At 74.3% G+C, this 25,261-nt stretch carries 26 protein-coding genes and 1 riboswitch; of the genes, 13 read left to right on the top strand and 13 right to left on the bottom strand.

The genetic code is table 11. From position 1 onward, the window contains the following. The first annotated feature begins 79 nt into the window (after positions 1–79). Positions 80–847 carry an endonuclease/exonuclease/phosphatase family protein gene (locus C0216_RS23685; protein WP_114057233.1) on the top strand — a complete coding sequence of 256 codons (768 nt, stop codon included), beginning with the start codon at positions 80–82 and terminating at the stop codon, positions 845–847. 32 nt (positions 848–879) lie between these two features. Here the strand turns inward: C0216_RS23685 and C0216_RS23680 are convergent, their stop codons facing one another. Together C0216_RS23680 and C0216_RS23675 are read right to left on the bottom strand one after the other, a co-directional pair. Further along, positions 880–1,503: a hypothetical protein gene (locus C0216_RS23680; protein WP_114057232.1), complete on the bottom strand. Its 624-nt coding sequence runs from the start codon at positions 1,501–1,503 to the stop codon at positions 880–882. Continuing rightward, positions 1,496–2,275: an alpha/beta hydrolase gene (locus tag C0216_RS23675; RefSeq protein WP_114057231.1), complete on the bottom strand. Its 780-nt coding sequence runs from the start codon at positions 2,273–2,275 to the stop codon at positions 1,496–1,498. Before C0216_RS23675 ends, C0216_RS23680 begins: the two co-directional genes overlap by 8 nt. Before the next feature lie 170 nt (positions 2,276–2,445). Between C0216_RS23675 and C0216_RS23670 the strand changes: the two genes are divergently transcribed. The 4 genes from C0216_RS23670 to C0216_RS23655 all read left to right on the top strand — a co-directional run bounded on the left by C0216_RS23670 (position 2,446) and on the right by C0216_RS23655 (position 6,431). Continuing rightward, entirely contained in the window at positions 2,446–3,240 is a 795-nt protein-coding gene (locus C0216_RS23670) for a lysophospholipid acyltransferase family protein (RefSeq protein WP_162793340.1), read from the top strand. Positions 3,241–3,280: 40 nt separating this feature from the next. Continuing rightward, the gene (macS, locus tag C0216_RS23665; protein ID WP_114057229.1) at positions 3,281–4,507 is read left to right on the top strand and encodes a MacS family sensor histidine kinase; all 1,227 of its coding nucleotides are present in this window, start codon (positions 3,281–3,283) and stop codon (positions 4,505–4,507) included. An 86-nt stretch (positions 4,508–4,593) separates the two neighbouring features. Next, positions 4,594–5,238 carry a response regulator gene (locus C0216_RS23660; protein ID WP_114058867.1) on the top strand — a complete coding sequence of 215 codons (645 nt, stop codon included), beginning with the start codon at positions 4,594–4,596 and terminating at the stop codon, positions 5,236–5,238. A gap of 164 nt (positions 5,239–5,402) precedes the next feature. Then, complete coding sequence (locus C0216_RS23655) at positions 5,403–6,431, top strand: 6-phosphofructokinase (protein WP_114057228.1); 1,029 nt, start codon at positions 5,403–5,405, stop codon at positions 6,429–6,431. A 28-nt stretch (positions 6,432–6,459) separates the two neighbouring features. On the opposite strand, the gene C0216_RS23650 is transcribed toward C0216_RS23655, so the two are convergent. Beyond that, a complete protein-coding gene (locus C0216_RS23650) occupies positions 6,460–8,370 on the bottom strand; it encodes an anthranilate synthase family protein (RefSeq protein WP_114057227.1) in 1,911 nt (636 codons plus the stop codon). A 283-nt stretch (positions 8,371–8,653) separates the two neighbouring features. Between C0216_RS23650 and C0216_RS23645 the strand changes: the two genes are divergently transcribed. Further along, positions 8,654–10,009 (top strand): class II 3-deoxy-7-phosphoheptulonate synthase, encoded by a 1,356-nt coding sequence (locus C0216_RS23645; protein ID WP_114057226.1) that lies wholly within the window; start codon positions 8,654–8,656, stop codon positions 10,007–10,009. 172 nt (positions 10,010–10,181) lie between these two features. Continuing rightward, positions 10,182–10,445 carry a (2Fe-2S)-binding protein gene (locus tag C0216_RS23640; RefSeq protein ID WP_114057225.1) on the top strand — a complete coding sequence of 88 codons (264 nt, stop codon included), beginning with the start codon at positions 10,182–10,184 and terminating at the stop codon, positions 10,443–10,445. A gap of 1 nt (position 10,446) precedes the next feature. On the opposite strand, the gene bfr is transcribed toward C0216_RS23640, so the two are convergent. Continuing rightward, the gene (bfr, locus tag C0216_RS23635) at positions 10,447–10,926 is read right to left on the bottom strand and encodes a bacterioferritin (RefSeq protein ID WP_114057224.1); all 480 of its coding nucleotides are present in this window, start codon (positions 10,924–10,926) and stop codon (positions 10,447–10,449) included. Positions 10,927–11,097: 171 nt separating this feature from the next. Between bfr and C0216_RS23630 the strand changes: the two genes are divergently transcribed. Further along, the gene (locus C0216_RS23630; protein WP_114057223.1) at positions 11,098–11,730 is read left to right on the top strand and encodes a sulfite oxidase-like oxidoreductase; all 633 of its coding nucleotides are present in this window, start codon (positions 11,098–11,100) and stop codon (positions 11,728–11,730) included. Positions 11,731–11,765: 35 nt separating this feature from the next. Here the strand turns inward: C0216_RS23630 and C0216_RS23625 are convergent, their stop codons facing one another. From C0216_RS23625 to thiO, 5 genes are all read right to left on the bottom strand, one after another. Next, positions 11,766–12,671, bottom strand: a complete 906-nt coding sequence (locus tag C0216_RS23625) for a deoxyribonuclease IV (RefSeq protein WP_114057222.1) — start codon at positions 12,669–12,671, stop codon at positions 11,766–11,768. Between the two features lie 2 nt (positions 12,672–12,673). After that, positions 12,674–14,611, bottom strand: coding sequence for a Stk1 family PASTA domain-containing Ser/Thr kinase (gene pknB / locus C0216_RS23620; protein ID WP_114057221.1), 1,938 nt, complete (start codon positions 14,609–14,611; stop codon positions 12,674–12,676). Between the two features lie 172 nt (positions 14,612–14,783). After that, positions 14,784–15,578: a thiazole synthase gene (locus C0216_RS23615; RefSeq protein WP_114057220.1), complete on the bottom strand. Its 795-nt coding sequence runs from the start codon at positions 15,576–15,578 to the stop codon at positions 14,784–14,786. 5 nt (positions 15,579–15,583) lie between these two features. Beyond that, positions 15,584–15,784 carry a sulfur carrier protein ThiS gene (thiS, locus tag C0216_RS23610; protein ID WP_114057219.1) on the bottom strand — a complete coding sequence of 67 codons (201 nt, stop codon included), beginning with the start codon at positions 15,782–15,784 and terminating at the stop codon, positions 15,584–15,586. Beyond that, positions 15,781–16,950: a glycine oxidase ThiO gene (gene thiO, locus C0216_RS23605; protein WP_114057218.1), complete on the bottom strand. Its 1,170-nt coding sequence runs from the start codon at positions 16,948–16,950 to the stop codon at positions 15,781–15,783. The genes thiS and thiO overlap by 4 nt, the downstream gene beginning before the upstream one ends. After that, a riboswitch (TPP riboswitch) is annotated at positions 16,946–17,061 on the bottom strand. It overlaps the preceding gene by 5 nt. Before the next feature lie 112 nt (positions 17,062–17,173). Between thiO and C0216_RS23600 the strand changes: the two genes are divergently transcribed. The 5 genes from C0216_RS23600 (at position 17,174) to C0216_RS23580 (ending at position 21,523) form a co-directional block, all read left to right on the top strand. Further along, positions 17,174–18,397, top strand: a complete 1,224-nt coding sequence (locus C0216_RS23600) for an NAD(P)/FAD-dependent oxidoreductase (protein WP_114057217.1) — start codon at positions 17,174–17,176, stop codon at positions 18,395–18,397. Between the two features lie 83 nt (positions 18,398–18,480). After that, the gene (locus C0216_RS23595; protein WP_114057216.1) at positions 18,481–18,846 is read left to right on the top strand and encodes an Rv2175c family DNA-binding protein; all 366 of its coding nucleotides are present in this window, start codon (positions 18,481–18,483) and stop codon (positions 18,844–18,846) included. 86 nt (positions 18,847–18,932) lie between these two features. Beyond that, positions 18,933–19,586 carry a thiamine phosphate synthase gene (thiE, locus tag C0216_RS23590; protein WP_114057215.1) on the top strand — a complete coding sequence of 218 codons (654 nt, stop codon included), beginning with the start codon at positions 18,933–18,935 and terminating at the stop codon, positions 19,584–19,586. Positions 19,587–19,656: 70 nt separating this feature from the next. Then, on the top strand, positions 19,657–20,574 hold the full coding sequence (gene metF, locus C0216_RS23585; RefSeq protein ID WP_114057214.1) for a methylenetetrahydrofolate reductase [NAD(P)H]: 918 nt from the start codon (positions 19,657–19,659) through the stop codon (positions 20,572–20,574). 40 nt (positions 20,575–20,614) lie between these two features. Then, a complete protein-coding gene (locus tag C0216_RS23580) occupies positions 20,615–21,523 on the top strand; it encodes a hypothetical protein (protein ID WP_114057213.1) in 909 nt (302 codons plus the stop codon). A 31-nt stretch (positions 21,524–21,554) separates the two neighbouring features. On the opposite strand, the gene C0216_RS23575 is transcribed toward C0216_RS23580, so the two are convergent. The 4 genes from C0216_RS23575 to C0216_RS23560 all read right to left on the bottom strand — a co-directional run bounded on the left by C0216_RS23575 (position 21,555) and on the right by C0216_RS23560 (position 25,244). Next, positions 21,555–22,973, bottom strand: a complete 1,419-nt coding sequence (locus tag C0216_RS23575; RefSeq protein WP_114057212.1) for a phytoene desaturase family protein — start codon at positions 22,971–22,973, stop codon at positions 21,555–21,557. Positions 22,974–23,003: 30 nt separating this feature from the next. After that, on the bottom strand, positions 23,004–23,639 hold the full coding sequence (locus tag C0216_RS23570; RefSeq protein WP_114057211.1) for a DUF4126 domain-containing protein: 636 nt from the start codon (positions 23,637–23,639) through the stop codon (positions 23,004–23,006). A 128-nt stretch (positions 23,640–23,767) separates the two neighbouring features. Next, positions 23,768–24,169, bottom strand: coding sequence for a DUF3040 domain-containing protein (locus tag C0216_RS23565; protein ID WP_114057210.1), 402 nt, complete (start codon positions 24,167–24,169; stop codon positions 23,768–23,770). Positions 24,170–24,485: 316 nt separating this feature from the next. After that, positions 24,486–25,244 (bottom strand): methyltransferase, encoded by a 759-nt coding sequence (locus tag C0216_RS23560; RefSeq protein ID WP_114057209.1) that lies wholly within the window; start codon positions 25,242–25,244, stop codon positions 24,486–24,488. Positions 25,245–25,261 lie beyond the last annotated feature (17 nt).

The raw sequence follows: 25,261 nt of genomic DNA, 5'->3' as shown, positions 1-25,261 counted from the left end.
CCCGCCCGCCGGTGACCCCGCACCCCACCGCCCGCCGTGCCCCCTGTGGCACGGCGGGCGGTGTGGCTATGTTGCCGGTATGGACCTGACCTCGCGCCTGCCCGCGCTGCCGCAGTCCCGCACGGAGGCCGACGGCTCCGCCGTCGTCCGCGCCCTCAGCTACAACGTCCGCTCGCTGCGCGACGACGAGGACGCCCTGGCCCGCGTCATCCGCGCCTGCGCCCCCGACCTGCTCTTCGTCCAGGAGGCGCCGCGCTTCTTCCGCTGGCGCAAGCACGCCGCCCGCCTCGCCGCCAAGTGCGGCCTCGTCGTGCTCTCCGGCGGGGCGACCGCCGCCGGGCCGCTCCTGATGTGCTCCCTGCGCGTAACCGTCGAGCGCACCGAGGACGTCCTGCTCCCGCTGACGCCCGGCCTGCACCGGCGGGGCTTCGCCACCGCCGTCGTCCGCTTCGGGGCCGCCCGCACCGCCGTGTTCAGCGCGCACCTGTCGCTGGACCCGGCGGAGCGCCGCGCCCAGGCCGCGGAGCTGCTGTCCCGCATCGGACGGGCCGGGACCCCGTACGCGATCGCCGCCGGGGACATCAACGAGACGCCCGACGGCCCCGCCTTCCGGATGCTGGCCGGCGCCCTCCAGGACTGCCGTACGGCCGCCCCGTGGGGCGGAGAGCACACCTTCACCCGCTCCGGGCGGCCGCGGCGCATCGACGCGGTCTTCGCCGGCCGCGGGGTGGAGGTCCTCGGCTGCGGCGTGCCCGAGGGCCTCGACGGCGTCAGCGGCGCGGACCTCGCCGCGGCCACCGACCACCTCCCGGTCCTCGCCGCGCTGCGCCTCCCCGCGCCCGGCTGAGCCGCCGGTCCGCCGGTCCGCCGGTCCGCCGGTCAGACGACGGCGCCGCGGCCCGGGTCGTCGTCCTCGTCGTCGCCGTGCGCCATACGGGCCACCAGGGTGGCGAAGCCGCCCAGGAAGCCGCCGATGCCCAGAGTGGTCAGCCACCACGTCATGTCCCACCGGAACAGCACCGCGAGCAGCAGCAGCACCGGCCCGCCCACCACCGCCAGCCACGCGAACTTCGCCGTGGTGTCGGCCTCCGGCAGCTCCGGCTCCGGCGGGACGAAATGCCCCTCGTCCCCGTCGTCCGGGTCGGCCGGCGCGTAGTCCCGCGGCCCGCTCCCGGCCCCGGCCACCCCGACGCCCGGGGCGAACACCACCGAGCTGCCCAGCGGCTTCGCCGGGCCGGCCCCGTCCTGCGCGGGCTCCTCCCCGGATTCCTCCCGCGACGGCGGCTCCGCGGACCCGGGCGCGCCCGGCCCGCCGCCGGAGGGCCGCCCCGGCTCCGGCGGCTTGACGTCCTCCTCGGGCAGCATCAGGTTCTCGATCGGCCGGAACGGCCGCGACCCCGGCGGGTCCGGGGGCTCCTGCCCGTACCCGGCGACGATCGCCGCCCACGCCGCTTCCTCGTCCAGCGGGGGCACGCCCCCCGCAGGCTCCTCGTGTTCAGCCACCGCTGGCCGCCTCCTTGCTGCCGACGCCCTCCGCGAGCCGCGCGACGAACGCGTGGCTGTCCTCGAAGATCCGCTCCGCATCGTGGTCCAACGTCGCGACGTGGTAGCTGTGTTCCAGCAGGGTCTCGGTGACGTCGGTCGAGGAGATCCGCGCCAGGATCCGCGCCGAGTCCACCGGCGGGACCACGTGGTCCTGCGGGCTGTGCAGCAGCAGCACCGGCTGCGTCACCTGCGGGAGGTCGCCGTCCACCAGCCGCAGGAAGTCCCGCAGCGACTGCGCGGCCCGCGTCGGCACCCGGTCGTAGCCGATCTCCGACGCACCCGGCTTCGCGATGTCGCTCGCGATGCCCGGCGTCGACCGGATGAAGTGCTTGGCCACCGGAAGGGCGAACGCCCGCGGGTCGTGCAGCTTGTTGGCCGGGTTCACGAGGACGATGCCGCTGATGGCATCACCGTGCTTCGCCGCCAGCCGCAGGGTCAGCGCCCCGCCCATCGACAGGCCGAAGACGAACACCCGGGCGCACCGGTCGAGCAGCTCGCGCAGCGCCCGGTCGACCTCCGCGTACCAGTCCTGCCAGCCCGTGAGCTGCATGTCCTCCCAGCGCGTACCGTGCCCCGGAAGCAGCGGCACCGACACCGTCAGGCCCTGCGCGGCGAGGTACTCGGCCCACGGGCGCATCGACTGCGGCGTGCTCGTGAAGCCGTGGCACAGGAGGACGCCGACCTCCCCGCCCTCGTGGCGGAACGGCTCGGCTCCAGGGAGGACGGGCACCGGGTTCTCCTTTGTGACAGGGGGTGTGGGCGGGTGCGTAGCGCTGTGTGACTTCACCGTACGCGACCGGCACGGCACCGACCAGGGCCGTCGGGGCACCTCGGTGCGGGGCAGGGGTTAAGGTCTGTTCGACAGGACACAGGAAGGCTTTCGAGTTGATCTACGGCGCAATGAAGTTCTCCATCGGGGGTTCCCTGAAGCTCGCCTTCAGGCCGTGGGTGGAGGGCCTCGAGAACATCCCCGCCGAGGGGCCGGCGATCCTGGCGAGCAACCACCTGTCCTTCTCGGACTCGTTCTTCCTGCCGGCCGTGCTCGACCGGAAGGTCACCTTCATCGCCAAGGCCGAGTACTTCACCTCCCCGGGCGTGAAGGGCAAGCTCACCGCCGCGTTCTTCAAGGGCGTCGGCCAGCTCCCGGTGGACCGCTCCGGCGCGCGCGGCGCCGGCGAGGCCGCCATCAAGAGCGGCATCGAGGTCATCGAGCGCGGGGAGCTGTTCGGTATCTACCCCGAGGGGACGCGTTCACCCGACGGCCGGCTCTACCGCGGCAAGCCCGGCGGCCTGGCCCGCGTGGCGCTCGCCACCGGCGCCCCCGTCATCCCCGTCGCCATGATCGACACCGAGAAGATCCAGCCGCCCGGCAAGGTCGTCCCGAAGCTGATGCGGCCGGGCATCCGGATCGGCAAGCCGCTCGACTTCAGCCGCTACCAGGGCATGGACGGCGACCGCTTCATCCTCCGCTCGGTGACCGACGAGGTCATGTACGAGATCATGAAGCTGTCCGGCCAGGAGTACGTCGACATCTACGCGACGGCCGCCAAGCGGCAGATCGCGGACGCCGAGAAGGCGGAGAAGGCCGCCAAGGCCGCCGGGAAGGCCGCGGACAAGGCGGCCGAGAAGGCGGAGAAGGCGGCGGAGGCCGAGAAGGCCGAGAAGGCGGCGGAAGCCGGCAAGACCGCCGAATAGGCGCGGCAGCAGGGCGGTACCGCCCGCAAGGGGTGGGGCAATGGCGAAACGCGAACGTGTCGTGCGCATGTCGGTCGAGCAGCCGCTGTGGCGGGCGCTGACCGCCTACCGGCTGATCACCATGGTCTACGCGGTGGGCCTGTTCGCCTCCGCCTACCGGTACTTCGACCGGCCGTGGATCGCCTTCTGGTACCTCGTGTTCCTCGCGGTGTGGACGCTGGCCACCCTCCGCAAGGTCGCGAACGCGGCCAGCTGCACCAAGCGCTTCCTCGTCGCGGACCTCACGGTCGCCCTCGCGGGCATCCTGCTGACCCCGCTCGCCGACACCCACGAGCGGATCACCGCCGGCGGCCCCACCCTGCCCACGATCTGGACGGCCGGCTCGGTCCTCGCCTTCGCCATCAAGGGCGGCTGGCGCTGGGCCTGCGTCGCCTCCAGCCTCGTCGCCGCCGCCAACATCGTCCAGCGCGGCGAGCCCACCCGGGACACCGTCCACAACGTCCTGCTGGTGTGGGTGGCGTCCGTCGCCATCGGGTACGTCGTCGAGGTCGCCCGCGCCAGCGAGGCCACCCTCGCCCGCGCCCTGGAGATCGAGGCCGCCACCCGCGAGCGGGAGCGCCTCGCCCGCGACATCCACGACGGCGTCCTCCAGGTCCTCGCCATGGTCCAGCGCCGCGGCACCGAGCTGGGCGGCGAGGCCGCGGAACTCGGGCGGCTGGCCGGAGAGCAGGAGGTCGCGCTGCGGACCCTCGTCTCCAGCGGGCTCGTCCGCCCCTCCCGGGTCTCCCGCGACGGGACGCGGGGCGCGCTGGTGGACGCGTACGACGAGGACGACGGCGAGGACGGGGCGGGGGCGGACGGCGCCGGCGGCGAGGTGGACCTGCGGTCGCTGCTCGCCCCGCACGCCGGGTCGCGGGTGAGCTTCGCCGAACCGGGCACCCCGGTCCCGCTGCCCTCGCCCGCCGCCCGCGAGCTGGCGGCCGCCGTCGGCGCGGCCCTGGACAACGTGCGCAGGCACGCCGGGGAGGACGCCCGCGCCTGGATCCTCGTGGAGGACTGGGGCGACGAGGTGGTCGTCACCGTCCGCGACGACGGCCCCGGAATCCCGGCGGGCCGCCTGGACCAGGCCGAGGGCGAGGGCCGCATGGGCGTCGCCCTGTCCATCCGCGGCAGGCTGCGCGACCTCGGCGGAACCGCCGAGCTGGTGTCCGTCCCCGGGCAGGGCACCGAAGTGGAACTGAAAGTACCCAGGGGGAGGACCCAGTGACCGAGCCGAACGAGCCGAACGAGCAGACCGCGCAGACCGCGCAGGCGACCGGGCAGGGCGCCGGTGCGCTCGGCGCGGTCAGGGTGATGGTCGTCGACGACCACCCGATGTGGCGCGACGCGGTGGCCCGCGACCTCGCCGAGGCCGGCTTCGACGTCGTCGCGACCGCCGGCGACGGACCCGAGGCGGTGCGCCGGGCCCGCGCCGTCTCCCCGCACGTGCTGGTCCTCGACCTCAACCTGCCCGGCATGCCCGGTGTCCAGGTCTGCAAGGAGCTCGTCGGCGCCGACCCCGCCCTGCGCGTCCTCGTACTGTCGGCCAGCGGCGAGCACGCCGACGTCCTGGAGGCCGTCAAGTCCGGTGCCACCGGCTACCTGATGAAGTCCGCCGGCGCCCGGGAGCTGATCGACGCGGTGCGCCGCACGGCCGCCGGCGACGCCGTGTTCACCCCGGGCCTCGCCGGGCTCGTCCTCGGTGAGTACCGCAGGCTGGCCTCGGACCCGGCGCCGGCCGCACCCGACGAGCCGACGGCGCCGCAGCTGACCGACCGGGAGACGGAGGTGCTGCGGCTCGTCGCCAAGGGTCTGTCGTACAAGCAGATCGCGGAGCGGCTCGTCATCTCCCACCGCACCGTCCAGAACCACGTCCAGAACACCCTCGGCAAGCTCCAGCTGCACAACCGGGTGGAGCTCGTCCGGTACGCGATAGAGCGCGGCCTCGACGGGGTCTGACCTGGCGTACGTCGTACTTACGTCCCCATCCGAGTGAACGGGCGTACCCAACGCCGCGCAATTCCACCGGAATTGCCTCTTCCGCTGCCGCTGGTGTGACCTGGGTCACCACTAGCGTGGCCGTCATGCGGGCCCGAGCGGCCCAGTGGCGAAAGGGAGATCCCATGAAGGTCGGAGTGCTGACCGGCGGCGGCGACTGCCCCGGGCTCAACGCGGTCATCCGGGGCGTCGTCCGCAAGGGCGTCCAGGAGTACGGCTACGAGTTCACCGGCTTCAAGGACGGCTGGCGCGGCGCCGTCGAGGGCGACGCCGTCCCCCTCGGCATCCCCGCCGTCCGCGGCATCCTGCCGCGCGGCGGGACCATCCTCGGCTCCTCGCGCACCAACCCGTTCACGCTGGACGACGGCGTACGGCAGATCAGGGACACCCTCGCCAAGCACGAGGTCGACGCGCTGATCGCGATCGGCGGCGAGGACACCCTCGGCGTGGCCGCCCGCCTCCACGCGGAATACGGCATCCCCTGCGTCGGCGTCCCCAAGACCATCGACAACGACCTGTCCGCCACCGACTACACCTTCGGCTTCGACACCGCCGTCGGCATCGCCACCGAGGCCATCGACCGGCTCCACACCACCGCCGAGTCCCACATGCGGGTCCTCGTCGTCGAGGTGATGGGCCGCCACGCCGGCTGGATCGCCCTGCACTCCGGCCTCGCCGGCGGCGCCAACGCCATCCTCATCCCCGAGCAGCGCTTCGACCTGGACCAGGTGTGCGCCTGGGTCACCTCCCGGTTCAAGGCTAGCTACGCGCCGATCGTCGTCGTCGCCGAGGGCGCCGTGCCCAAGGACGGCGACATGGTCCTCAAGGACGCCACCACCGACTCCTTCGGACACGTCCGGCTGTCGGGCGTCGGCGAGTGGCTGGCCAAGGAGATCGAGGCCCGCACCGGCAAGGAGGCCCGCACCACCGTCCTCGGCCACGTCCAGCGCGGCGGCACCCCCAGCGCCTTCGACCGCTGGCTCGCGACCCGCTTCGGGCTGCACGCCGTCGACGCCGTCCGCGACGGCGCCTTCGGGACGATGGTCGCGCTCCGCGGCACCGACATCGTGCGGGTCCCCCTCGCCGAGGCGACGGCCAGGCTGAAGACCGTCGACCCGGCGCTCTACCGGGAGGCCGGGGTCTTCTTCGGCTGAGCCCCGCCCCCGCCCGGGCGCCCCGGCCCTACGCCGGGGCGCCCGTGCGCACGTCCGCCAGCAGGCCGTGCAGCAGGTCCGCGCCGCGCAGGGTGAGGACGGACTCGGGATGGAACTGGACGCCGGCGAAGCCGCCGGCGGCGGACCGCAGGGCGTGGACCTCGCCCGTCGCCGGGTCCCGCGCCACCTCGACGCCCCGCGCGGCCAGCCGGGCCGCGGCCGCGCCGTCGCAGGCGGCCGTGAACGTGTTGTAGAAGCCGACCACCTCGGGCCGGCCGAACAGCTCGACCTCCAGCTGCGCCCCCTGCGCCGGCTCGGCCTTGCGGACCAGCGGCAGCCCCAGCTCGGCGGCGATCAGCTCGTGCCCCAGGCACACCCCGAGCAGTCCGCCCGCATGCCCGGCCAGCAGCTCCCGGGCCAGGCCGCGCAGCAGCCGCATCTTCGGGTCCGCCGGGTCGGACGGGTCGCCGGGCCCCGGACCGAGCACGACCGGGCCCGTGTGCGCGAGGGCCGCCTCCCGCAGCCCCGGCTCGTCATAGCGGCGTACCGACACCGACAGCCCGCCGGCCCGCAGCACGTGCGCCAGCATCGCGGTGAAGGTGTCCTCGCCGTCCACCACCAGGCAGTCCCCGGCCGCGGCCGGCGGCCGCTCCTGCATCCGCAGCCAGAACGGCGCCAGGTCCCTCCGCCGTGCGGCCAGTGCCCGCACCACCCGCGGGTCCCGGCCCGGCCGGACTCCCCCGAAGGCCGGCCGCGGCGCCTCCGGGCGGACTCCCAGCGCGGCCAGCACCCCGGCCGCCTTCGCGTGCGTCTCGGCGACCTCGCCCGCCGGGTCGGAGTGGCGCACCAGGGTCGCCCCCACCGGCACGCGCAGGGACCCGTCCGCGCCGATGTCCGCGGTGCGGATCAGGATGGGGGAGTCCAGCGTCTGCCCGCCCGCGGCGTCCACGCCCAGCAGGGCCAGCGCGCCCGCGTAGTACCCGCGGCCCACCCCGTCCGGGCCGACCGGCTCGTGCCGCGCGATCACCCGGCAGGCGTTCTCCACCGGCGAGCCCGTCACCGTCGCCGCGAACATCGTCTCCCGCAGCACCTCCCGCACGTCCAGCGAGGAACGGCCCCGCAGCTCGTACTCGGTGTGCGCCAGGTGCGCCATCTCCTTCAGCCGCGGCCCGACCACCACACCGCCGCGGTCGCCGACCGTGCACATCATCTTGAGCTCCTCGTCGACCACCATCGACAGCTCCTCGGTCTCCTTGCGGTCGCCCAGGAACGCCAGCAGCGACTCGGCGGTCGGCCCCCCGGCCGGATACCGGTACGTCCCGCTGATCGGGTTCATCACGACGGTCCCGCCGGACATCCGCACATGGACCTCCGGACTCGCCCCGACCAGCGTCCGCGCACCCGTGTGGACCACGTACGTCCAGTACGCGCCCCGCTCGCCCAGCAGCAGCCGCCGGAACAGCGCCAGCGCGTCCGCCCGCCCGAAGCCGTCGATCCGGCCCCGGTACGTGCGCCGGATGACGAAGTTCGCGCCCTCGCCCCGGCCGATCTCCTCCTCCACGACCCGGCGGACGGTCCGCGCGTATTCCTCGTCGGGGACGTCGAAGCCGCCGCCCTCCACCCGCACCGGGTGCGCCGGCAGCACCGCCAGCGCCTCCGCGAGCGGGACCTCGTACGCCTCCTCCGCGGCCAGCACGCTCAGCGGCGTGCCGTCGTCGGGGACCTCGAACCCGCGTTCGTGGATCTGCCGGAACGGCACCAGGGCGAGCGTCGGCAGCTCGCGGACGGGCAGGTCGGCGAGGCGCTCCGCCTCGTGGACGGGCCCCACGAGCACCTCGACGGTGTCGTGGGCCCGGCCGGGGGTGCGCCGGCGCAGCAGTGCGAACGGGCGGCGGTCGTCGCCGAGCAGGCCGAGCAGTCGGCTTGTCGTGGTCTCCATGCGGGGGCGGTCGTCCTTCCGGGTGGGAGGAGCGGCCGGCCGCAGCGCATACGCGGAAGGCCGCCCCTCGGGGCGGCCTTCGCGTCGGTCGTGTCAGTGGGTACGCGCGAGGAGTGGGCCGCCGGGAGCGGTCCACCACCAGGAGCGGCAGGAGTGCGCGTACATGCGGACCACCCTAGCCCACCGGGAAGGACGGCGTGCGGGGGGAAACAGGGTGAGAGACGTCCGTCTCAACTGATGGGCAACCGGCAGGGCACGAGGTGGGACGCCTTAATGTGTAGGGGTGACCGTGAACGCTGAAACCCACGCCCCCGCCGCCAAGGCGACCTGGCGAGACCTGCCCGCGGCGCAGCAGCCTTCGTACCCCGATGCCGAGGCCCTGCGCGCAGTCGTCGCGGACCTCGAGTCGTATCCTCCGCTCGTTTTCGCGGGCGAGTGCGACCAGCTGCGCGCCCGTCTGGGAGCCGTCGCCCGGGGTGAGGCGTTCCTCCTCCAGGGCGGCGACTGCGCCGAGGCCTTCGACGCCGTGTCCGCCGAGCACATCCGCGCCAAGCTGAAGACGCTGCTCCAGATGAGCGCCGTCCTGACGTACGCGGCCTCCGTGCCCGTCGTGAAGGTCGGGCGCATCGCCGGCCAGTACAGCAAGCCCCGCTCCAAGGACACCGAGACCCGCGACGGGGTGACCCTGCCGACCTACCGCGGCGACTCCGTCAACGGCTTCGAGTTCACCCCCGAGGCCCGCGTCCCGGACCCCGAGCGGCTCAAGCGCATGTACCACGCCTCCGCGTCGACCCTGAACCTGGTGCGCGCCTTCACCACCGGCGGCTACGCCGACCTGCGGCAGGTGCACGCCTGGAACCAGGACTTCGTGAAGTCGTCCCCCTCCGGCCAGCGCTACGAGCAGCTCGCCCGCGAGATCGACAACGCCCTGAGCTTCATGAAGGCCTGCGGCACCGACCCGGCCGAGTTCAAGGCGGTGGAGTTCTACTCCTCGCACGAGGCGCTGCTCCTCGACTACGAGGGCGCCCTCACCCGTACGGACTCCCGGACCGGGAAGCTGTACGACACCTCCGGCCACATGGTGTGGATCGGCGAGCGCACGAGGCAGCTGGACCACGCGCACATCGAGTTCTGCTCGCAGATCGCCAACCCGATCGGCATCAAGCTCGGCCCCACGACCAGCGTGGACGAGGCGCTGACCTACATCGACCGGCTCGACCCCGAGCGAGACCCGGGCCGGCTCACCTTCGTCGTCCGCATGGGCGCCGACAAGGTCCGCGACAAGCTGCCCGAGCTCGTCGAGAAGGTCACCGCCTCCGGCGCGGTCGTCGGCTGGGTCACCGACCCGATGCACGGCAACACCTTCGAGGCCGCCTCCGGCCACAAGACGCGCCGCTTCGACGACGTCCTCGACGAGGTCAAGGGCTTCTTCGAGGTCCACAAGGCGCTCGGCACCCACCCGGGCGGCATCCACGTCGAGCTCACCGGCCACGACGTCACCGAGTGCGTGGGCGGCGGCGACGAGATCTTCGTTGACGACCTGCACCAGCGCTACGAGACGGCCTGCGACCCGCGGCTGAACCGCAGCCAGTCCCTCGACCTGGCGTTCCTCGTCGCGGAGATGTACCGCGACCAGTAGCGGCGTGCGGCCGGCCGGCCGCCGTGACAGCCCGATGACAGTGGGGCGCGGATCCGTGTGATCCGCGCCCCACTGGCGTACGGGGGCTTTCCGGCCACCCGCACTTTGGGTACGGTTAGGTAAGCCTCACCGAACAGGGGTGGCTGCAAGACCGCCCAGGGAGGTGAACCGCGTGTACGTCTGCTCTTGCTTCGGCATCACCGACAAGCAGGTCAGGGAACACGCGGCGGCCGGGGCCTGCACCCCCCGCCAGATAGCCTCCGTGACCAAGGCCGGCACCGACTGCGGCTCCTGCGTCCGCACCATCCAGGGCCTCCTCGGCCGGGGGGCGTGCCCGCGCCGGGAGCTGCTGGAGAAGGGCCGCGCCGCTGCCGACGCGCTCGCCGCGGACACCGCCGACGCCACCGCGGAGAGGGAGCTCGCCGGGGCGGCCTGAGTCAGCTGTCCGGCTGCTCGATCTGCTGGGCGAGGTACAGCGGCTCCCCGAGCGCCTCGATCAGCTCCAGCTGCGTGTCCAGGTAGTCGATGTGGTGCTCCTCGTCCTCCAGGATGTCCTCGAAGAGCCGCGCCGACGTGGTGTCGCCCTTGCCGCGCATGACCTCGATGCCGCGCTTCAGCCGGTCGATCGCCTCGACCTCCACCTGGCGGTCCGCCTGGAACATCTCCGTCAGCGTCTGGCCCACCCGCACGTGGAAGAGGCGCTGGTAGTTCGGCAGCCCGTCGAGCATCAGGATGCGCTCGGTGATCTTGTCCGCGTGCTTCATCTCGTCGATGGACTCGGCGCGGGTGTAGTTCGCGAGCTTGGTCCAACCCTTGTTGTCCTGGATCCGGTAGTGGAGCCAGTACTGGTTGATCGCCGTGAGCTCGCCGGTCAGCTGCTCGTTCAGAAACTCAAGGACCTCGGGGTCGCCCTGCATCGCAGAGGCTCCTTCCAGGCAATGTCCGCTAGTGACGGGTCTGTGCGCGCATCCTTGCACCGCGACCATGAACCGTCCAGTAAGTGCCTCCTTAGTGGGAGTTGCCATGACATGCCCGAATCGGTTCCCGCCTGGTCATGACCACCCCGCCACGTCTGTCACCATGGAGACATGGGTCAGCCGGACAGCCGGGAATCTCCGGGAGCAGAGCAGCTGGAGCTTCCCCCGGGACAGCGGCTCCAGCGGGGCTGGCCCGTCACCCACTACGGGCCCGTACCCCGGTTCAAGCCCGACCGGTGGGAGTTCCGCGTCTTCGGCGCCACCGCCGACGGGCAGAAGCACTGCTGGAACCACGAGCAGTTCACCGCCCTGCCCTTCGAGACCGTCGTCGCCGACCTGCACTGCGTGACCAAGTTCAGCATGGTCGGCGCCGAGTGGGGCGGAGTCCTCGCCCGCGAGATCCTCGCCCTGGCACCGCCGTCGCCGCAGGCCACCCATGTGATGGTGTGGGCCGAGTACGGCTTCAGCTCCAACCTGCGGATGGCCGACTTCGCCTCCGGGCGGACCGTCTTCGCCACCCACCAGGGCGGCGAGCCCCTCACCGCCGAACACGGCTTCCCGCTGCGGCTCGTCGTGCCCCACCTGTACGCCTGGAAGGGCCCGAAATGGGTCCGCGGCATCGAGTACATGACCGCCGACCGGCGCGGCTTCTGGGAAGAACGCGGCTACCACAACATCGGCGACCCCTGGCGGGAACAGCGCTACTCCTACCAGGAGGAACCGGGCGACGGGCCCGAGCTGTAGGGCCTGTCCCGCGGATCAGGGCCGCAGCGGGGAGCTCAGTGCAGGCCCCGCAGCTCCTTCAAGAGAGCCACGTCCGCCGCGTGCCCCTCCTTGCCGCCCGGCGTCTCGATCACCAGCGGCACCCCCTCCATCGCGGGATGCGAGAACAGCTCCGCGAACGCCTCCCGGCCGATGCGGCCCTGCCCGATGTTCGCGTGCCGGTCCCGGTGCGCGCCCACACCCTCCTTCGAGTCGTTGGCGTGCACCAGCTTCAGCCGCCCCTCGCCCACCGTGTCCACCAGCAGGTCCAGCGCCGCCTTCACACCGCCCGGCTCCGCCAGATCGTGCCCGGCGGCGAACACGTGGCAGGTGTCCACACAGACACCCAGCTTCGGATGGTGGTCCAGCGCCTCGAAGTACGGGCCGAAATCCTCCATCAGCGAGCACAGCGACGAACCCTGCCCGGCCGTCGACTCCAGCAGCAGGAACGGGTCGTCGTCATGGACCAGCTCATCCAGCAGCGGCAGCGCATACTCCCTGACCTGCGCCAACGCCACCTCGCGCGGACGCCCGCCCGTCGCCGAGCCCGTGTGGACGACCACCCCGCCCGCCCCGATCCGCCGGCCGCGGCGCAGCGAATGCCGCAGCGACTCCACCGAGCGCTCCACCGTGGCCGCCGTGTGCGAACCGAAGTTGATCAGATACGGGGCGTGCACGAACGCCGGGATCCCGGCCTCCGCGCAGCCCGCGCGGAACAGCTCGTCCTGCGCGGGACTGCCCGCCGGAGTCGCCCAGCCGCGCGGGTTCGCCACGAAGACCTGCACCGCCTCCGCGGCCAGCTCCCGCGCATACGACAACCCCACCGAAGCAAGCCCGCCCGCCACGGGAACATGCCCGCCGACCGGATTCCGCGCGCGCCGCCCGGCCGCGGGAAGAACGCCGTCCGCCTCCGACTCCGGCACCGCTACAGCCCCTTGATCCGCAGGACGACCGTGCTGCCCTCCGGGGCGCTCTGGCCGCCCGGCACCGACTGCGCGTCCACCGTGTTCGAGAAGGAGATCAGCGGCTTCTCCACCCGCACCTTGAACCCGGCCGCCTCCAGCGTCCGGCGCGCCGCATCCGCATCCAGCCCCGTCACGTTCGGCACCGCGACCAGGCGCGGGCCCTTCGACACCGTCAGCACCACCGTGTCACCGGCCGCCGCCTGCGCACCGGCACTCAGCGACTGGTTCGCCACCGTGCCCGCCGGCACCGGGGAGTTGACCTGCTCCGCAGCCACCTCCACCTTCAGGCCCAGGTCCTGCAGCGCCGTACGGGCCTGCTCCACCGGCCGCGCCGCCACGTTCGGCACCTGCACGGGCCGGCCCTTGCTCACCGTGATCGCAACCGCCGTGTCCGGCGCGCGCTTCTGCCCGCCCACCGGGTCCGTGCTGATCACCGAACCCCTGGCCACGTCCTGGCTGAACGCCTCGTTCACGATCCCCGGCGCCAGGCCGCTCTTCGTCAGCTCCGCCTTCGCATCGTCCAGCGGCCGGCCCGTGACGTCCGGGACCACCACCACCTGCGGGCCCCGCGAAACGGTCAGCACCACCGCGCCGTTGCCGCGGATCCGCTTGCCGCCCCCCGGGTCCGAGGCCATCACCGTGCCCCGCTCGAAAGCCTCGCTGAACTTCCGCTCCACGCGCTTCACACCCAGGCCGGCCGCCGACAGCTCCGAACGGGCCTCGGCCTCCGACTTGCCCAGCAGGTTCGGGACCTTCGTGAACTGGCCCGCGCTGATGTACCACACGCCCGTACCCAGCCCCAGCGCCAGCAGCACCGCCGCCACCACCAGCAGCGGACCCCGCCGCACCCGGCCCGCCCGGCGCGGACTCGCGCCCGGACCCGCCGGATCCGGCAGCGGGGGGACCGGCGCCGACGCCAGTACCGACGTGTGCTCCACACCGTCGCCGCCGCCCTGCCGCGCCCCGACCGGGCGCGGGATCACACTCGTACGGTCCTCCGCCGCCGACCGCTCGCCGGACAGCGCCCGCGGCGGGACCGCATCCAGCTCCGCGTCCGACAGCTCCGCCCGCACAGCGAGCACCAGGCCCAGCAGCGCCGCCGCGTCGGACGGACGCAGCTCCGGCGCCCGGGCCGCCGCCTGCGCCACGATCCCGTCCAGCGAAGCCGGCAGGCCCGGCACCGCCGCCGACGGAGGCGGCACGTCCTCGTGCAGGTGCTGGTACAGCACCTGCGCCGGCGTACCCCCCGCATGCGGCTTCCCGCCCGTCAGCATCTCGTACAGGACGACCCCGCACGCGTACACGTCCACACGGGTGTCCGCGACACCGCTCTCGATCTGCTCCGGAGCCAGGTACGACACCGTGCCGAGCACGGCGCCCGTCGTACTCGTCACCGAGTCCACCGACCGCACCAAGCCGAAATCGGCCACCTTCACCCGGCCGTCGTCGCCGATCAGCACGTTCTCCGGCTTCATGTCCCGGTGCACGAAACCCGCCCGGTGGGCCGCCCCCAGCGCCGCCAGCACCGGCTCCAGGATGTCCAGCGCCGCCCGCGGCTGCAGCGCGCCGCGCTCGCGCAGCACATCCCGCAGCGTGCAGCCGGAGACGTACTCCATCGCCAGATACGTGTACGGGCCGTCCGTACCCTGGTCGAACACCGCGACCACGTTCGGATGCGCCAGCCGCGCCACGGACTTCGCCTCGCGGATGAAACGGTCCACGAACGCGCCGTCCGCGGCCAGCGCCGGGTGCATCACCTTCAGCGCGAGAACCCGGTCCAGGCGCGTGTCCAGGGCCCGGTAGACCGTGGCCATGCCGCCGGCCGCGATACGGGCGTCGATGCGGTAGCGGCCGTCGAGCGTCTGCCCGACGAGGGGGTCATCCAGGGTCGTGTCCACCCGGTGATTCTACGAGCGGCACCTGTGGGCTCCGCCGGGAGAGGCAGGCTGGTGCGCAGTTGTGACGCGGCGCACGCGCCGCCGGCCCGCCGCGCGCAGCCGTCCCCGCCGGCCCGGGCCGGCGGGGACGGGCAGGGGGCCGGCCGGGAGGGGGCCCCTGACGGCCCCCGGGTCAGAACGCCGGGCGTTCCGGGTCCAGGGCGGCCAGGCCCTCCGCGGGGGAGGACGCCGCGGCGAAGCGGCGCTGGGGGATACGGCCGGCGCGGTATGCCAGCCGCCCCGCGGACACCGCGTCCCGCATCGCGGCGGCCATCAGCACCGGCGCCTGCGCCCGTGTCACCGCCGAGGCCAGCATCACGCCCGCGCACCCCAGCTCCATCGCCAGGGCGGCGTCGGAGGCCGTGCCGGCCCCCGCGTCCAGGATCACCGGTACGCCGGCCCGCTCCACGATCAGCTCGAAGTTGTGCGGGTTGCGGATGCCCATCCCCGACCCGATCGGAGAGCCCAGCGGCATGACCGCCGCGCACCCGGCATCCTCCAGCTTGCGGGCGAGGACAGGGTCGTCGCTCGTGTACGGCAGGACCGTGAAGCCGTCGTCCACCAGGGTTTCGGCGGCCTGGAGCAGCTCCTCCCCGTCCGGGAGCAGCGTCCGCTCGTCCGCGACGACCTCCAGCTTGATCCAGTCGGTGCCGAGCGCCTCCCGCGCGAGCCGCGCGGTGAGGACGGCCTCGCCGGCGGTGTAGCAGCCCGCCGTGTTCGGGAGGACCGCGATCCCGAGCCGGTCGAGGACGGAGAGGACCGAGCCCTGCACGGTGGGGTCGAGGCGGCGCATCGCCACGGTCGTCAGCTCGGTGCCGGAGGCCACCAGGGCCCGCTCCAGCACGTCGAGGCTGGGCGCCCCGCCCGTCCCCATGATCAGGCGGGAGGCGAAGGTGCGCCCGCCGAGGGTGAACACGTCGTCGGCCATCGCGCTCAGCCTCCCTGGACGGCGGTGAGGACCTCGATCCGGTCGCCGTCGCCGACCGGGGTCCGCGGCCACTGGCCGCGCGGTACGACCGCCTCGTTGAGGGCGGCCGCGACGCCCGACGGCGCCGCGGTGAGGGTGGCGACCACCGCGTCGAGGGTGGTGCCGGCCGCGACCTCGCGCGGCTCGCCGTTGACGGAGATGGTCATGCGTACGCCTCCTGGCGTGCGGCGGAGAAGCGGCTCGGGCTGAAGGGCAGCGCGATGTCCGGCAGCGTGCCGGTCGACAGCAGGTCGGCCATCGCGTCGCCGGTGAGCGGGGTCAGCAGGACCCCGTTGCGGTAGTGCCCGGTGGCCAGGTGCAGGCCGGGCAGGGCGGTCGGGCCGAGCAGCGGGGCGTTGTCGGGGGAGCCGGGCCGCAGCCCGGCCAGGGTCTCGGTCAGCGGGAGTTCGGTGATGCCGGGAACCAACTCGTGTGCGTCGCGCAGGAGTTCGTAGACACCGCCGGCGGTGACCGTGGTGTCCCAGCCGAGTTCCTCGCTGGTGGCGCCCACGACGAGCTCGCCGTTCTCCCGCGGCACCAGGTAGACGTGGCTGCCGCGCACGACCGCCCGGACCGTCCGCGACAGGAACGGCCCGTACGCCGCCGGCACGGCGAGCCGCAGCACCTGCCCCTTGACGGGCCGCACCGGCGGCAGGACCTCCTGCGGTACGCCGGCGAGGCGGCCGCTGAGCGATCCGGCGGCCAGGACGACCTGCCCGGCGCGCAGCTCGGTGCCGTCGTCCAGGGCGGCGCCGACCGCCCGGTCTGCGCAGACCAGGAGGCGCTCGGCGTGCGCCCGGCGCATCTCCACCCCCGCGCGTTCGCAGGCGGCGAGCAGGGCCGCCGCGAGCCGGCGCGGGTCCACCTGGTGGTCGCCGTCCACGCGCAGGCCGCCGCGGACGCCGGGGGCCAGCATCGGCTCCAGGCGGCGGCACTCGCGGCCGGTGAGCCACTCCGACTCCAGGCCGCAGCGGCGCTGGAGGGCGTGCAGTTCCCGCAGGTGGAGCCGGTCGTCGGCGTCGAGCGCGACGGCGAGGGTGCCGCAGGCCCGGTAGCCGATGTCCATGCCGCCGCTGGCCTCGGCCAGCTCGGCGGCGAACTCCGGGTAGCGGGCGGCGGAGGCGAGGTTGAGGCCCAGCAGGGTCTCCTCGCCGTAGTGGAGCTCCGTGACCGCGGCGAGCATGCCGGCCGCGACCCGGGCCGCGCCGCCGCCGGGCGCGGGGTCGGCGAGCGCGGTGCGCAGCCCGCGGCGGGCGGCCCGCCAGGCGGTGGCCAGGCCGATGATCCCGCCCCCGATGACGAGGACGTCGGATCCCTTCCGAGATGAGTGCATGGGCGTCCAGCCCCTCCCTTCGCCGGCATGACCCGGATCAGGTTCGTACGGTCGGAGGCCGCTTCAGCCTCCCTCTCAGCCCGGTGCGCCCGGACTCCCGCGACAGGTACGGTGGCCACAGTAGCCGTTCCCCTACCGGGAGCGGGAGGAGGCCGGAGGGCCGCCCCGCCGGACCCCCCGCGCGCACCTCGCTGACTGATCGTCAGGTCGCTAGGGTGGTCGCGTGAGCGAGCAGACGGAACAGAACGAGAACGGCAGCGTCGTCATCGCCGGCGCCGGGATGGCCGGGGTCCAGACCGCGGTGGCCCTGCGCGAGCAGGGCTGGACCGGCCCCGTCACCCTGCTGGGCGCCGAGCCCCACCAGCCGTACGACCGGCCCCCGCTGTCCAAGGCGGTGCTGCTCGGCAAGGCCGAGGACTCCGCCTTCGACGTCGACTTCGAGGGCCTCGGGATCACCCTCCGGCTCGGCGTCGAGGTGACCGGGCTGCGGCCCGCCGACCGCGAGCTGGACACCGAGGCAGGGCCGGTCCCGTACGGGGTCCTGGTGCTGGCGACCGGCGCCGAGCCGCTGACCCTGCCGGGCGCCGAGGGCGTGCCCGGCGTCCACCTGCTGCGCACCCTCGACGACGCGGCCCGGCTGCGGCCGGTCATCGCGCGCGCCCCGGCGACCGTCGTCGTCGGCGCCGGCTGGATCGGCGCCGAGTTCGCGACCGCCGCCCGCGAGGCCGGCTGCGCGGTCACCGTCGTCGAGGCCGCGGACCGGGTGCTGGCCGGGGCGCTGCCCGCCGAGGTCGCCGCCGCGATGGGCCGCTGGTACGGGGAGATCGGCGCCGACCTGCTCACCTCCGCCCGGGTGGCGTCCGTCGAGGCCGGGCGGGTCCTGCTGGCCGACGGCCGCGAGCTGCCCGCCGGCGCGGTCGTCGTCGGTATCGGGGCCCGGCCCGCCACCCGCTGGCTCGCCGGCTCGGGCGTCGAGCTCGGCCCCGACGGCTCGGTCACCGCCGACGCCCACCTGCGGACCTCCGTCCCCGGCGTGTACGCGGTCGGCGACTGCGCCTCCTTCCCCTCGGCCCGGTACGGGGCCCGGCTGCTGGTGCACCACTGGGACAACGCCCTCCAGGGGCCGCGGGTCGTCGCCGCGAACATCCTGGCGGGGGAGCCCGTGGAGACGTACGACCCGGTGCCGTACTTCTGGTCGGAGCAGTTCGGCCGGTTCGTCCAGTACGCCGGCCACCATGCGGACGCCGACACCCTGCTGTGGCGCGGCGACCCCGCAGGGCAGGCCTGGTCGGTGTGCTGGCTGCGCGCCGGGGCCATGGTCGCGATCCTCGCGGTGGGCCGCCCCCGCGACCTCGCCCAGGGCCGCCGGCTCATCGAGGCGGGCAGCACCGTCGACCCGGCCCGCGTCGCGGACCCGGAGACCCCCCTCAAGGCGGCGGCTGCGTAGCAGCCGCCCGGCCGGGCGGCCGGGCAGCCCCGGACGGGTCGGCTCGGGTACCGGCGGCCCGCGGGAGGTGGCAGGCTTGTGCCGTGACCGAGATTGACGCAAAGATCGATGCCCTTGTCCCCGCCTGGCTCCACCTCCCCGACATCGCCGAGATGATGGACGTCGAAGTGACCCGGGTCCGCCAGCTGGTCAAGGAAGGTCAGCTGATCGCGGTGCGCCGCGGGGAGAACCGCGCCCTCCAGGTCCCCGCCGACTTCATCGACGGCGACAAGCTGGTCAAGGGCCTCACCGGCCTGCTGACCGTCCTGAAGGACGACGGCTTCTCCGACGAGGAGATGCTGGAGTGGCTCTTCACCGCCGACCCGACCCTGCCCGGCACCCCCGTGCAGGCGCTGCGCGAGAATCGCGGCACGGAGGTCAAGCGCCGCGCCCAGGCGCTCGCCCTCTGAGCCGAGCCCGACAGATCCGACCTGGCGGGCGGGCCCCCGCCGTGTGCGGCGGGGGCCCGCCCGCCGCACCACCCAGGGGGGTACCCATGTCCGCGAACGTGCGGCAGCAGCTGTCCGACGCCCGGCTCTACCTGTGCACGGACGCCCGCAGGCGGCAGGGGGACCTCCCCGAGTTCCTCGACGCGGTCCTCGCCGGCGGCGTGGACATCGTCCAGCTCCGGGACAAGGGCATGGAGGCCGGCGAGGAACTGGAGCACCTGGCGGTCTTCGCCGAGGCGGCCCGCCGCCACGGCAAGCTCCTCGCCGTCAACGACCGCGCCGACGTCGCGCACGCCATCGGCTCCGACGTCCTCCACCTCGGCCAGGGCGACATCCCCGTCCCGGCCGCCCGGGCGATCCTCGGCGACGGGGTCCTGATCGGCCGCTCCTGCCACGCCGAGGACGAGGTCGCCGCTGCCGCCGCCGAACCCGGCGTGGACTACTTCTGCACCGGCCCCTGCTGGCCCACCCCCACCAAGCCCGGCCGGCACGCCCCCGGCCTCGGCCTCGTCCGGTACGCGGCCTCCCTGCGCCAGGACCGCCCCTGGTTCGCCATAGGCGGGATCGACGCCGGCAACCTCGACGAGGTCCTCGACGCCGGCGCCACCCGGGTCGTCGTCGTCCGCGCCCTCACGGAGGCCTCCGACCCCGGGGCCGAGGCCGCCGGGCTGGCCGCCCGCCTCCGGGCCCGCACCGCCTGAGGTGTCCAAAAAGCTGTCCACCACGTGGACACGGCTTCGGAGTCCGCGAACGCCCGTCTAACCTGCCGGTATGGCCCTTGGAACAGCTTCCACCCGAACGGACCGCGCCCGCACGGTCCGCGACCTGCTGGCGTCCGGGGACCCCTCGTACTCCTTCGAGTTCTGGGCGCCCAAGACGGAGAAGGGCGAACGCAACCTCTGGGACGCGCTGCGCCGCATCGAGGCGGTGGCCCCCAGCTTCGTCTCCGTCACCTACGGCGCCGGCGGGTCCACCCGCGGCGGCACCGTCAAGGCGACCCAGCAGATCGCCTCCGACACCACCCTGACCCCCGTCGCGCACCTCACTGCGGTCGACCACTCGATCGCCGAGCTGCGCAACGTCATCGGGCAGTTCGCGGACGCGGGCATCCGCAACATGCTGGCCGTGCGCGGCGATCCGCCGGGCGACCCCATGGGCCCGTGGGTGGCGCACCCCGAGGGCGTCCACTACGCCGCCGACCTCGTCCGGCTGCTGAAGGAGTCCGGCGACTTCTGCGTGGGCGTCGCCGCGTTCCCCGAGATGCACCCGCGGTCCACCGACTGGGATACGGACATCCGGCACTTCGTGGACAAGTGCCGTGCGGGCGCCGACTATGCGATCACCCAGATGTTCTTCGATCCGGAGAATTATCTGCGGCTCCGCGACAGCGCCGAGAAGGCGGGCTGCGAGACCCCTATCATCCCTGAGGTCATGCCTGTTGTGGCCGTCAGGCAGCTCGACCGGCTGCCCCAGCTCAGCAACGCGGTCTTCCCCGGCGCCGTGAAAGAGCGCATGCTCGCCGTCAAGGACGATCCGGCCGCTGTACGCTCCATGGGGATCGAGTTCGCCACGGAGTTCTGCGCGCGGCTGCTGTCCGAGGGTGTCCCGGGGCTGCACTTCATCACGCTGAACAACTCCACGGCGACCCTCGAGATCTACGAGAACCTGGGCCTGCACAAGCGGGCCTGATCGGCCGTTCCCAGGGCGGCCGTACCGAGGGGTGCCACGCATGGGAATGACGGTCCTCTACATCGCGTTCGGCTTCGTCGCGCTGTGGCTGCTCGCCGAGGTCCTGATGCAGTACAAGGCCCGGCTGCGCTGGCGGCTGCTCGCGTTCGCCGGGTTCCTCGGCGTCGTCGCCGGGGTGGTCCTGCCGTCGGTCCTCGTCATCGCCGTCGGCGCGGCCGCGTTCGCCGTGGGCCAGACACTGGTGACGCTGTCCTTCCGCAAGGGCTTCGAGGCCGGATGGGCGCTGCGCCGCGGCAAGGCCGCCCCCGCGCCCGGCCGGCCCGGCCGGCGGCGCCGCGGCGGCGCCGCACGCACCGAGCCCGCGCTGGAGGTGACCTCGCTGGAGTACGGCTCCGAAGGGGCCGGCACGGCGGCCGGGAGCGGCGGCGCGGACGGCGGCGCGGAGCCCGCGGAGCAGGAGCCCCGCCCGCGCTTCCGGGCGGCGACCGAGGACTTCTACAGCCCGGAGCCGCTGCCCGACGAGACCGGCACGTACGGGATACAGAGCTTCGCCGCCGGCGCGCCCGAGCAGGACGCGCACGGCTACGCCGCCTACCAGGACGCGCAGTCCCAGGGCGGCGGCTTCGACTACTCCGGCGGCTACCCGGACGACAGCGGCCGGGAGGTGTACGCCGCCTACTCGGACCCGTACATCGGCACCGGCGGCGGCGTCATCCCGCAGCAGCCGTACGACTACACCCCGTACGCGGGCCAGGTACCGGACCCGTACGGCGCGGGCGCCGCGCAGGACCCGTACGCGATGGACACGCCGCCCGGCGGGGTGTGGGTGCCGCAGCAGCGGGACGTCGCGCAGCCGTACCCGGAGGACGACCAGGCGGGCGGGCCGTACCAGCAGCCGCAGCAGTACCCGCAGCAGGGCACCGGGGAGTACGGGCAGTACCGCTACTGAGGCCACCCCGGCCGCCCCGGCCGGGCCGGGCTCACCGGGAGCCGCGGAAGCCGGCGCCCTCCACGACCAGCCCGGCCACCAGGGCCCCGGTCATCCCGGCGTGCGGCAGCCCGCCGCCCGGGTGCGCCCACCCGCCGGCCAGGTACAGGCCGGGCAGGCCGGTCGTGTTGGCCGGGTACAGCAGCCGGCCGTCCGCTCCGGCGAGCGCGGGCGGGGGCACCGCACCGCCCGCCGCCCCGGTGGCGGCCGCGATGTCGGCGGGCGCGTACACCTCGTGCCACAGCAGCCGCTCGCGCAGCCCGGGCACGGCCCGCGCGGCCCGCTCCAGCAGGGCCTCCGGATCGGGCGCGGGGCCCGATCCGGCGGCGGGGCAGACGGCCGTCACGGTGACCGCCTCGTGGCCCGCGTCGGGGACGACGGCCGGGTCGTCGGGGCGCAGGACGGTGACCGGCGCGCCGGGGGAGTGGACGAGGGTGCGGTGCACGGTGCCGGCCGGCCGCTCGCCGCGCAGCGCGAGGAAGAGCGTGAGCCGGCTCGCCGTGCCGGGGCCGCGGGCGGGCACCCCGCCGGGCGGCAGCGGCACCCCGCGGAGGCCGCGCGGGTCGGCCGCGCACACCACGGAGTCGGCGGCGGCCTCCGCCCCGTCGCCCAGCAGCAGCCCGGCGGCCCGGCCGTCGCGGGCGAGCACCTCCCGGACCGGGGCGTCGAAGACGAAGGAGACCTTCCGCTCCAGGCAGCGCTCGTACAGGGCGGTGGCCAGCGCCCGCATGCCGCCGCGCACGTACCAGCTGCCGAAGGTCTGCTCCATGTACGGCAGCACGGCCGCGGAGGCGGGCACCGAGGCCGGATCGAGCCCGTACGCCCCCACCCGGGCCGCCAGCAGCTCGCCGGCGGGCCCGCCGAGCTCGCGGGCGGCGGTCTCGGCGAGGGTGGGCGGGCGGCGGCGCAGCAGCCCGCTCTTGCGGACGGCCGGGTACGGGTCGCGGCCCAGCACCTGCCAGTCGGGGCGCAGGGGCTCCTCCAGCAGGGGGCGGCGCGTGGCGTCCCAGGCGTCGCGGGCCCGGTTCAGGACGTCGTTCCAGCGGTCCCCCGTGCCTGCGCCGAAGGCCCCGTCGAGGGCGGCCGCGGCGCCGCCGCGGGAGACGGCCGGGAGGACGGCCTCGGTGCCGTCGGCGAGGACGTGCCGGACGGCGGGGTCGACCTGCACCATGTCGACGCAGTCCTCGAGGGGGCGCTTGCCGGTCTTGACGAACAGGTCGCGGTAGACGGCGGGCAGGTGCAGCAGCCCCGGCCCCGTGTCGAAGGCGAAGCCCTCACGGGTGCGGCGGCCGACGGCGCCGCCGTACGTCGGACCCTGCTCGTAGACCGTCACCTGGTGCCCTGCGACGGCCAGCCGGGCCGCCGTGGCCATCGCGCCCATGCCGGCGCCGATCACCGCAATTCGTGCCATGCGCCCGACCCTATCGAGCGGCGGCCCGAGTCAGCGGGGCGGGCCCGCGGTGGGGGCGGAGGGCTCCCGGGCGCGGCCGGCCGGCCGCTTCTCCTCGCGGCGCTGCGCCCGGCGGCGCAGGAAGCGGCGGATCCGGGTCCACAGGAGGACGAGGACGGCCAGGCCGAGGGCGAGGAGGACGGCCGCGGCGACGGCGGCGGCGACGGGATGGAAGACGGCGAAGGCGACGATGCCGGCGACGCCGATGTCCTCGGCGGTGCTCAGCGCGATGTTGCTGACCGGCTCGGGGGAGGTGTTGACGGCCATGCGGGTGCCGGCCTTGACGGCATGGCTGGCCAGCGCGGTGGTGCCGCCGATCGCGCCGGCGGCGAGATCGGAGAGGGAGCCGCTCTGTCCGGCCAGCAGGGCCCCGACGACGGCCCCGGCGACGGGCCGGACGACGGTGTGGACAGCGTCCCAGGCGGAGTCCACGTACGGGATCTTGTCGGCGACGGCCTCACACAGGAAGAGGACGCCGGCGGCGATCAGGACGTCCGTGCGCTGGAGGGCCGGGGGGACGTCGTCGCTGAGGCCGGTCGCGCCGAAGACGCCCAGCAGGAGGACCACGGCGTACGCGTTGACGCCGCTGGCCCAGCCGCTGGTGAAGACCAGGGGGAGGACGCTCACCGCATCACCGCATCACCGCGTCATCGCGCCGCAGCGCGCGGCGTCCGGCAGGCGCGGTCCGGGGCCGGACGCGCGCGGGTGCGGCGGCGGTGGGCCGCCGTCCCCGTCATCGCGCGCGGCCGGGGGCGTCAGTGCCCCTGCTCGTCGCGGCGGCGCTGCCACCGTTCCTCGATGCGGTTCATCATCGACCGACGCTGCCGGTTCCGGCCATGGGCCGAACCGCCTGCACTGCCGGAGACGGGCTGCTCGCCAGGCTTGGGCGCCTTGCGCCAACCGGTGACCGCGAGGAGCGTACAGCCGAGCATGACGAGGAAACCCACCACGCTGACCCAGAGTACGTTCGGGACGATCACACCGGTCATGAGGAGCGCGATACCCACCACAATGCCTGCGACTGCCTGGTAGACCCGTCGCCGGGTGTACGTGCGCAGTCCGCTTCCCTCAAGCGCTGTCGCGAACTTGGGGTCTTCGGCGTACAGCGCTCGCTCCATCTGCTCGAGCATTCGCTGCTCGTGCTCCGAGAGCGGCACGGGAGTCCTCCTCATCCTTCGGTCGCGGGGGGTAGCGACCAGGGTCCCCTTCAGGATAGGCGGGGAATCGCCCCCGTGACACCCGCCCTCCGCGCCGGGTTGGAAAAATGCACCGCCCGGAAAGGCACTGCCCATCGCCGGTACGGCGCGGGGCCGTACGGCCGGGGGCCGGGCAGTGAGGTCGTTATTCCCCGCTGATCCGCCCGCCATGCCGGGTGGTGCCCCGATCATACGGCGCGCCCGCCCGGAGCGGAGGGAGTCCGCGGAACCGCCGGGGCCGGCCGGCGGCGCCTCCCGGCCGGGAGGCGGCCGGGGGTCAGGCGGGCTTCTCGCCGAGGACGTGCAGCTGGGTGGCGATGGCGTGGAAGGCGGGCAGCTCGGCTGCGGCCTCCTCCAGGCGCATCAGGGCCTCCACGGCGCCGGGCTCGGTGTCCACGAGGACGCCGGGGACGAGGTCGGCGAAGACGCGGACGCCGTGGACCGCGCCGACCTCCAGCCCGGCGCCGGCCACGAGGTCGGCGAGCTGGTCGGCGGTGAAGCGCCGGGGCACCGGGTCGCCCGCGCCCCAGCGGCCGGCCGGGTCGCCGAGGGCCGCGCGGGCCTCGGTGAAGTGGCCGGCCAGGGCGCGGGCCAGGACGGCGCCGCCGAGGCCGGCGGCGAGCAGGCTGAGCGTCCCGCCGGGGCGCAGGGCGGCGACGGCGTTGGCGGCGCCCTCGGCCGCGTCGTCGACGTATTCCAGGACGCCGTGGCAGACGACCACGTCGTAGGACTCCCGCTCGACGACGTCGAGCAGGCCCTGGGCGTCGCCCTGGACGCCGCGGACCCGGTCGGCGACGCCGGCCTCGGCGACCCGGCGCTCCAGCCCGAACAGCGCGTTCGGGCTGGGGTCGACCACGGTGACGCGGTGGCCGAGGCGGGCGATCGGGACCGCGAACATGCCGGTGCCGCCGCCGGTGTCCAGCACGTCGAGCACGTCCCGCCCGGTCGCCTTCACCCGGCGGTCGAGGGCCTCCTTGAGGACCTCCCACACCACGGCGGTGCGGAGGGAGGCGCGGGGGCGGGAAGTGTCCGACACGGCTGATGACTCCTCGG

The organism is Streptomyces globosus (genome assembly GCF_003325375.1).
In the GTDB taxonomy this organism is placed as follows: domain Bacteria; phylum Actinomycetota; class Actinomycetes; order Streptomycetales; family Streptomycetaceae; genus Streptomyces; species Streptomyces globosus_A.
This window is presented reverse-complemented; position numbering and strand designations above follow the sequence as displayed.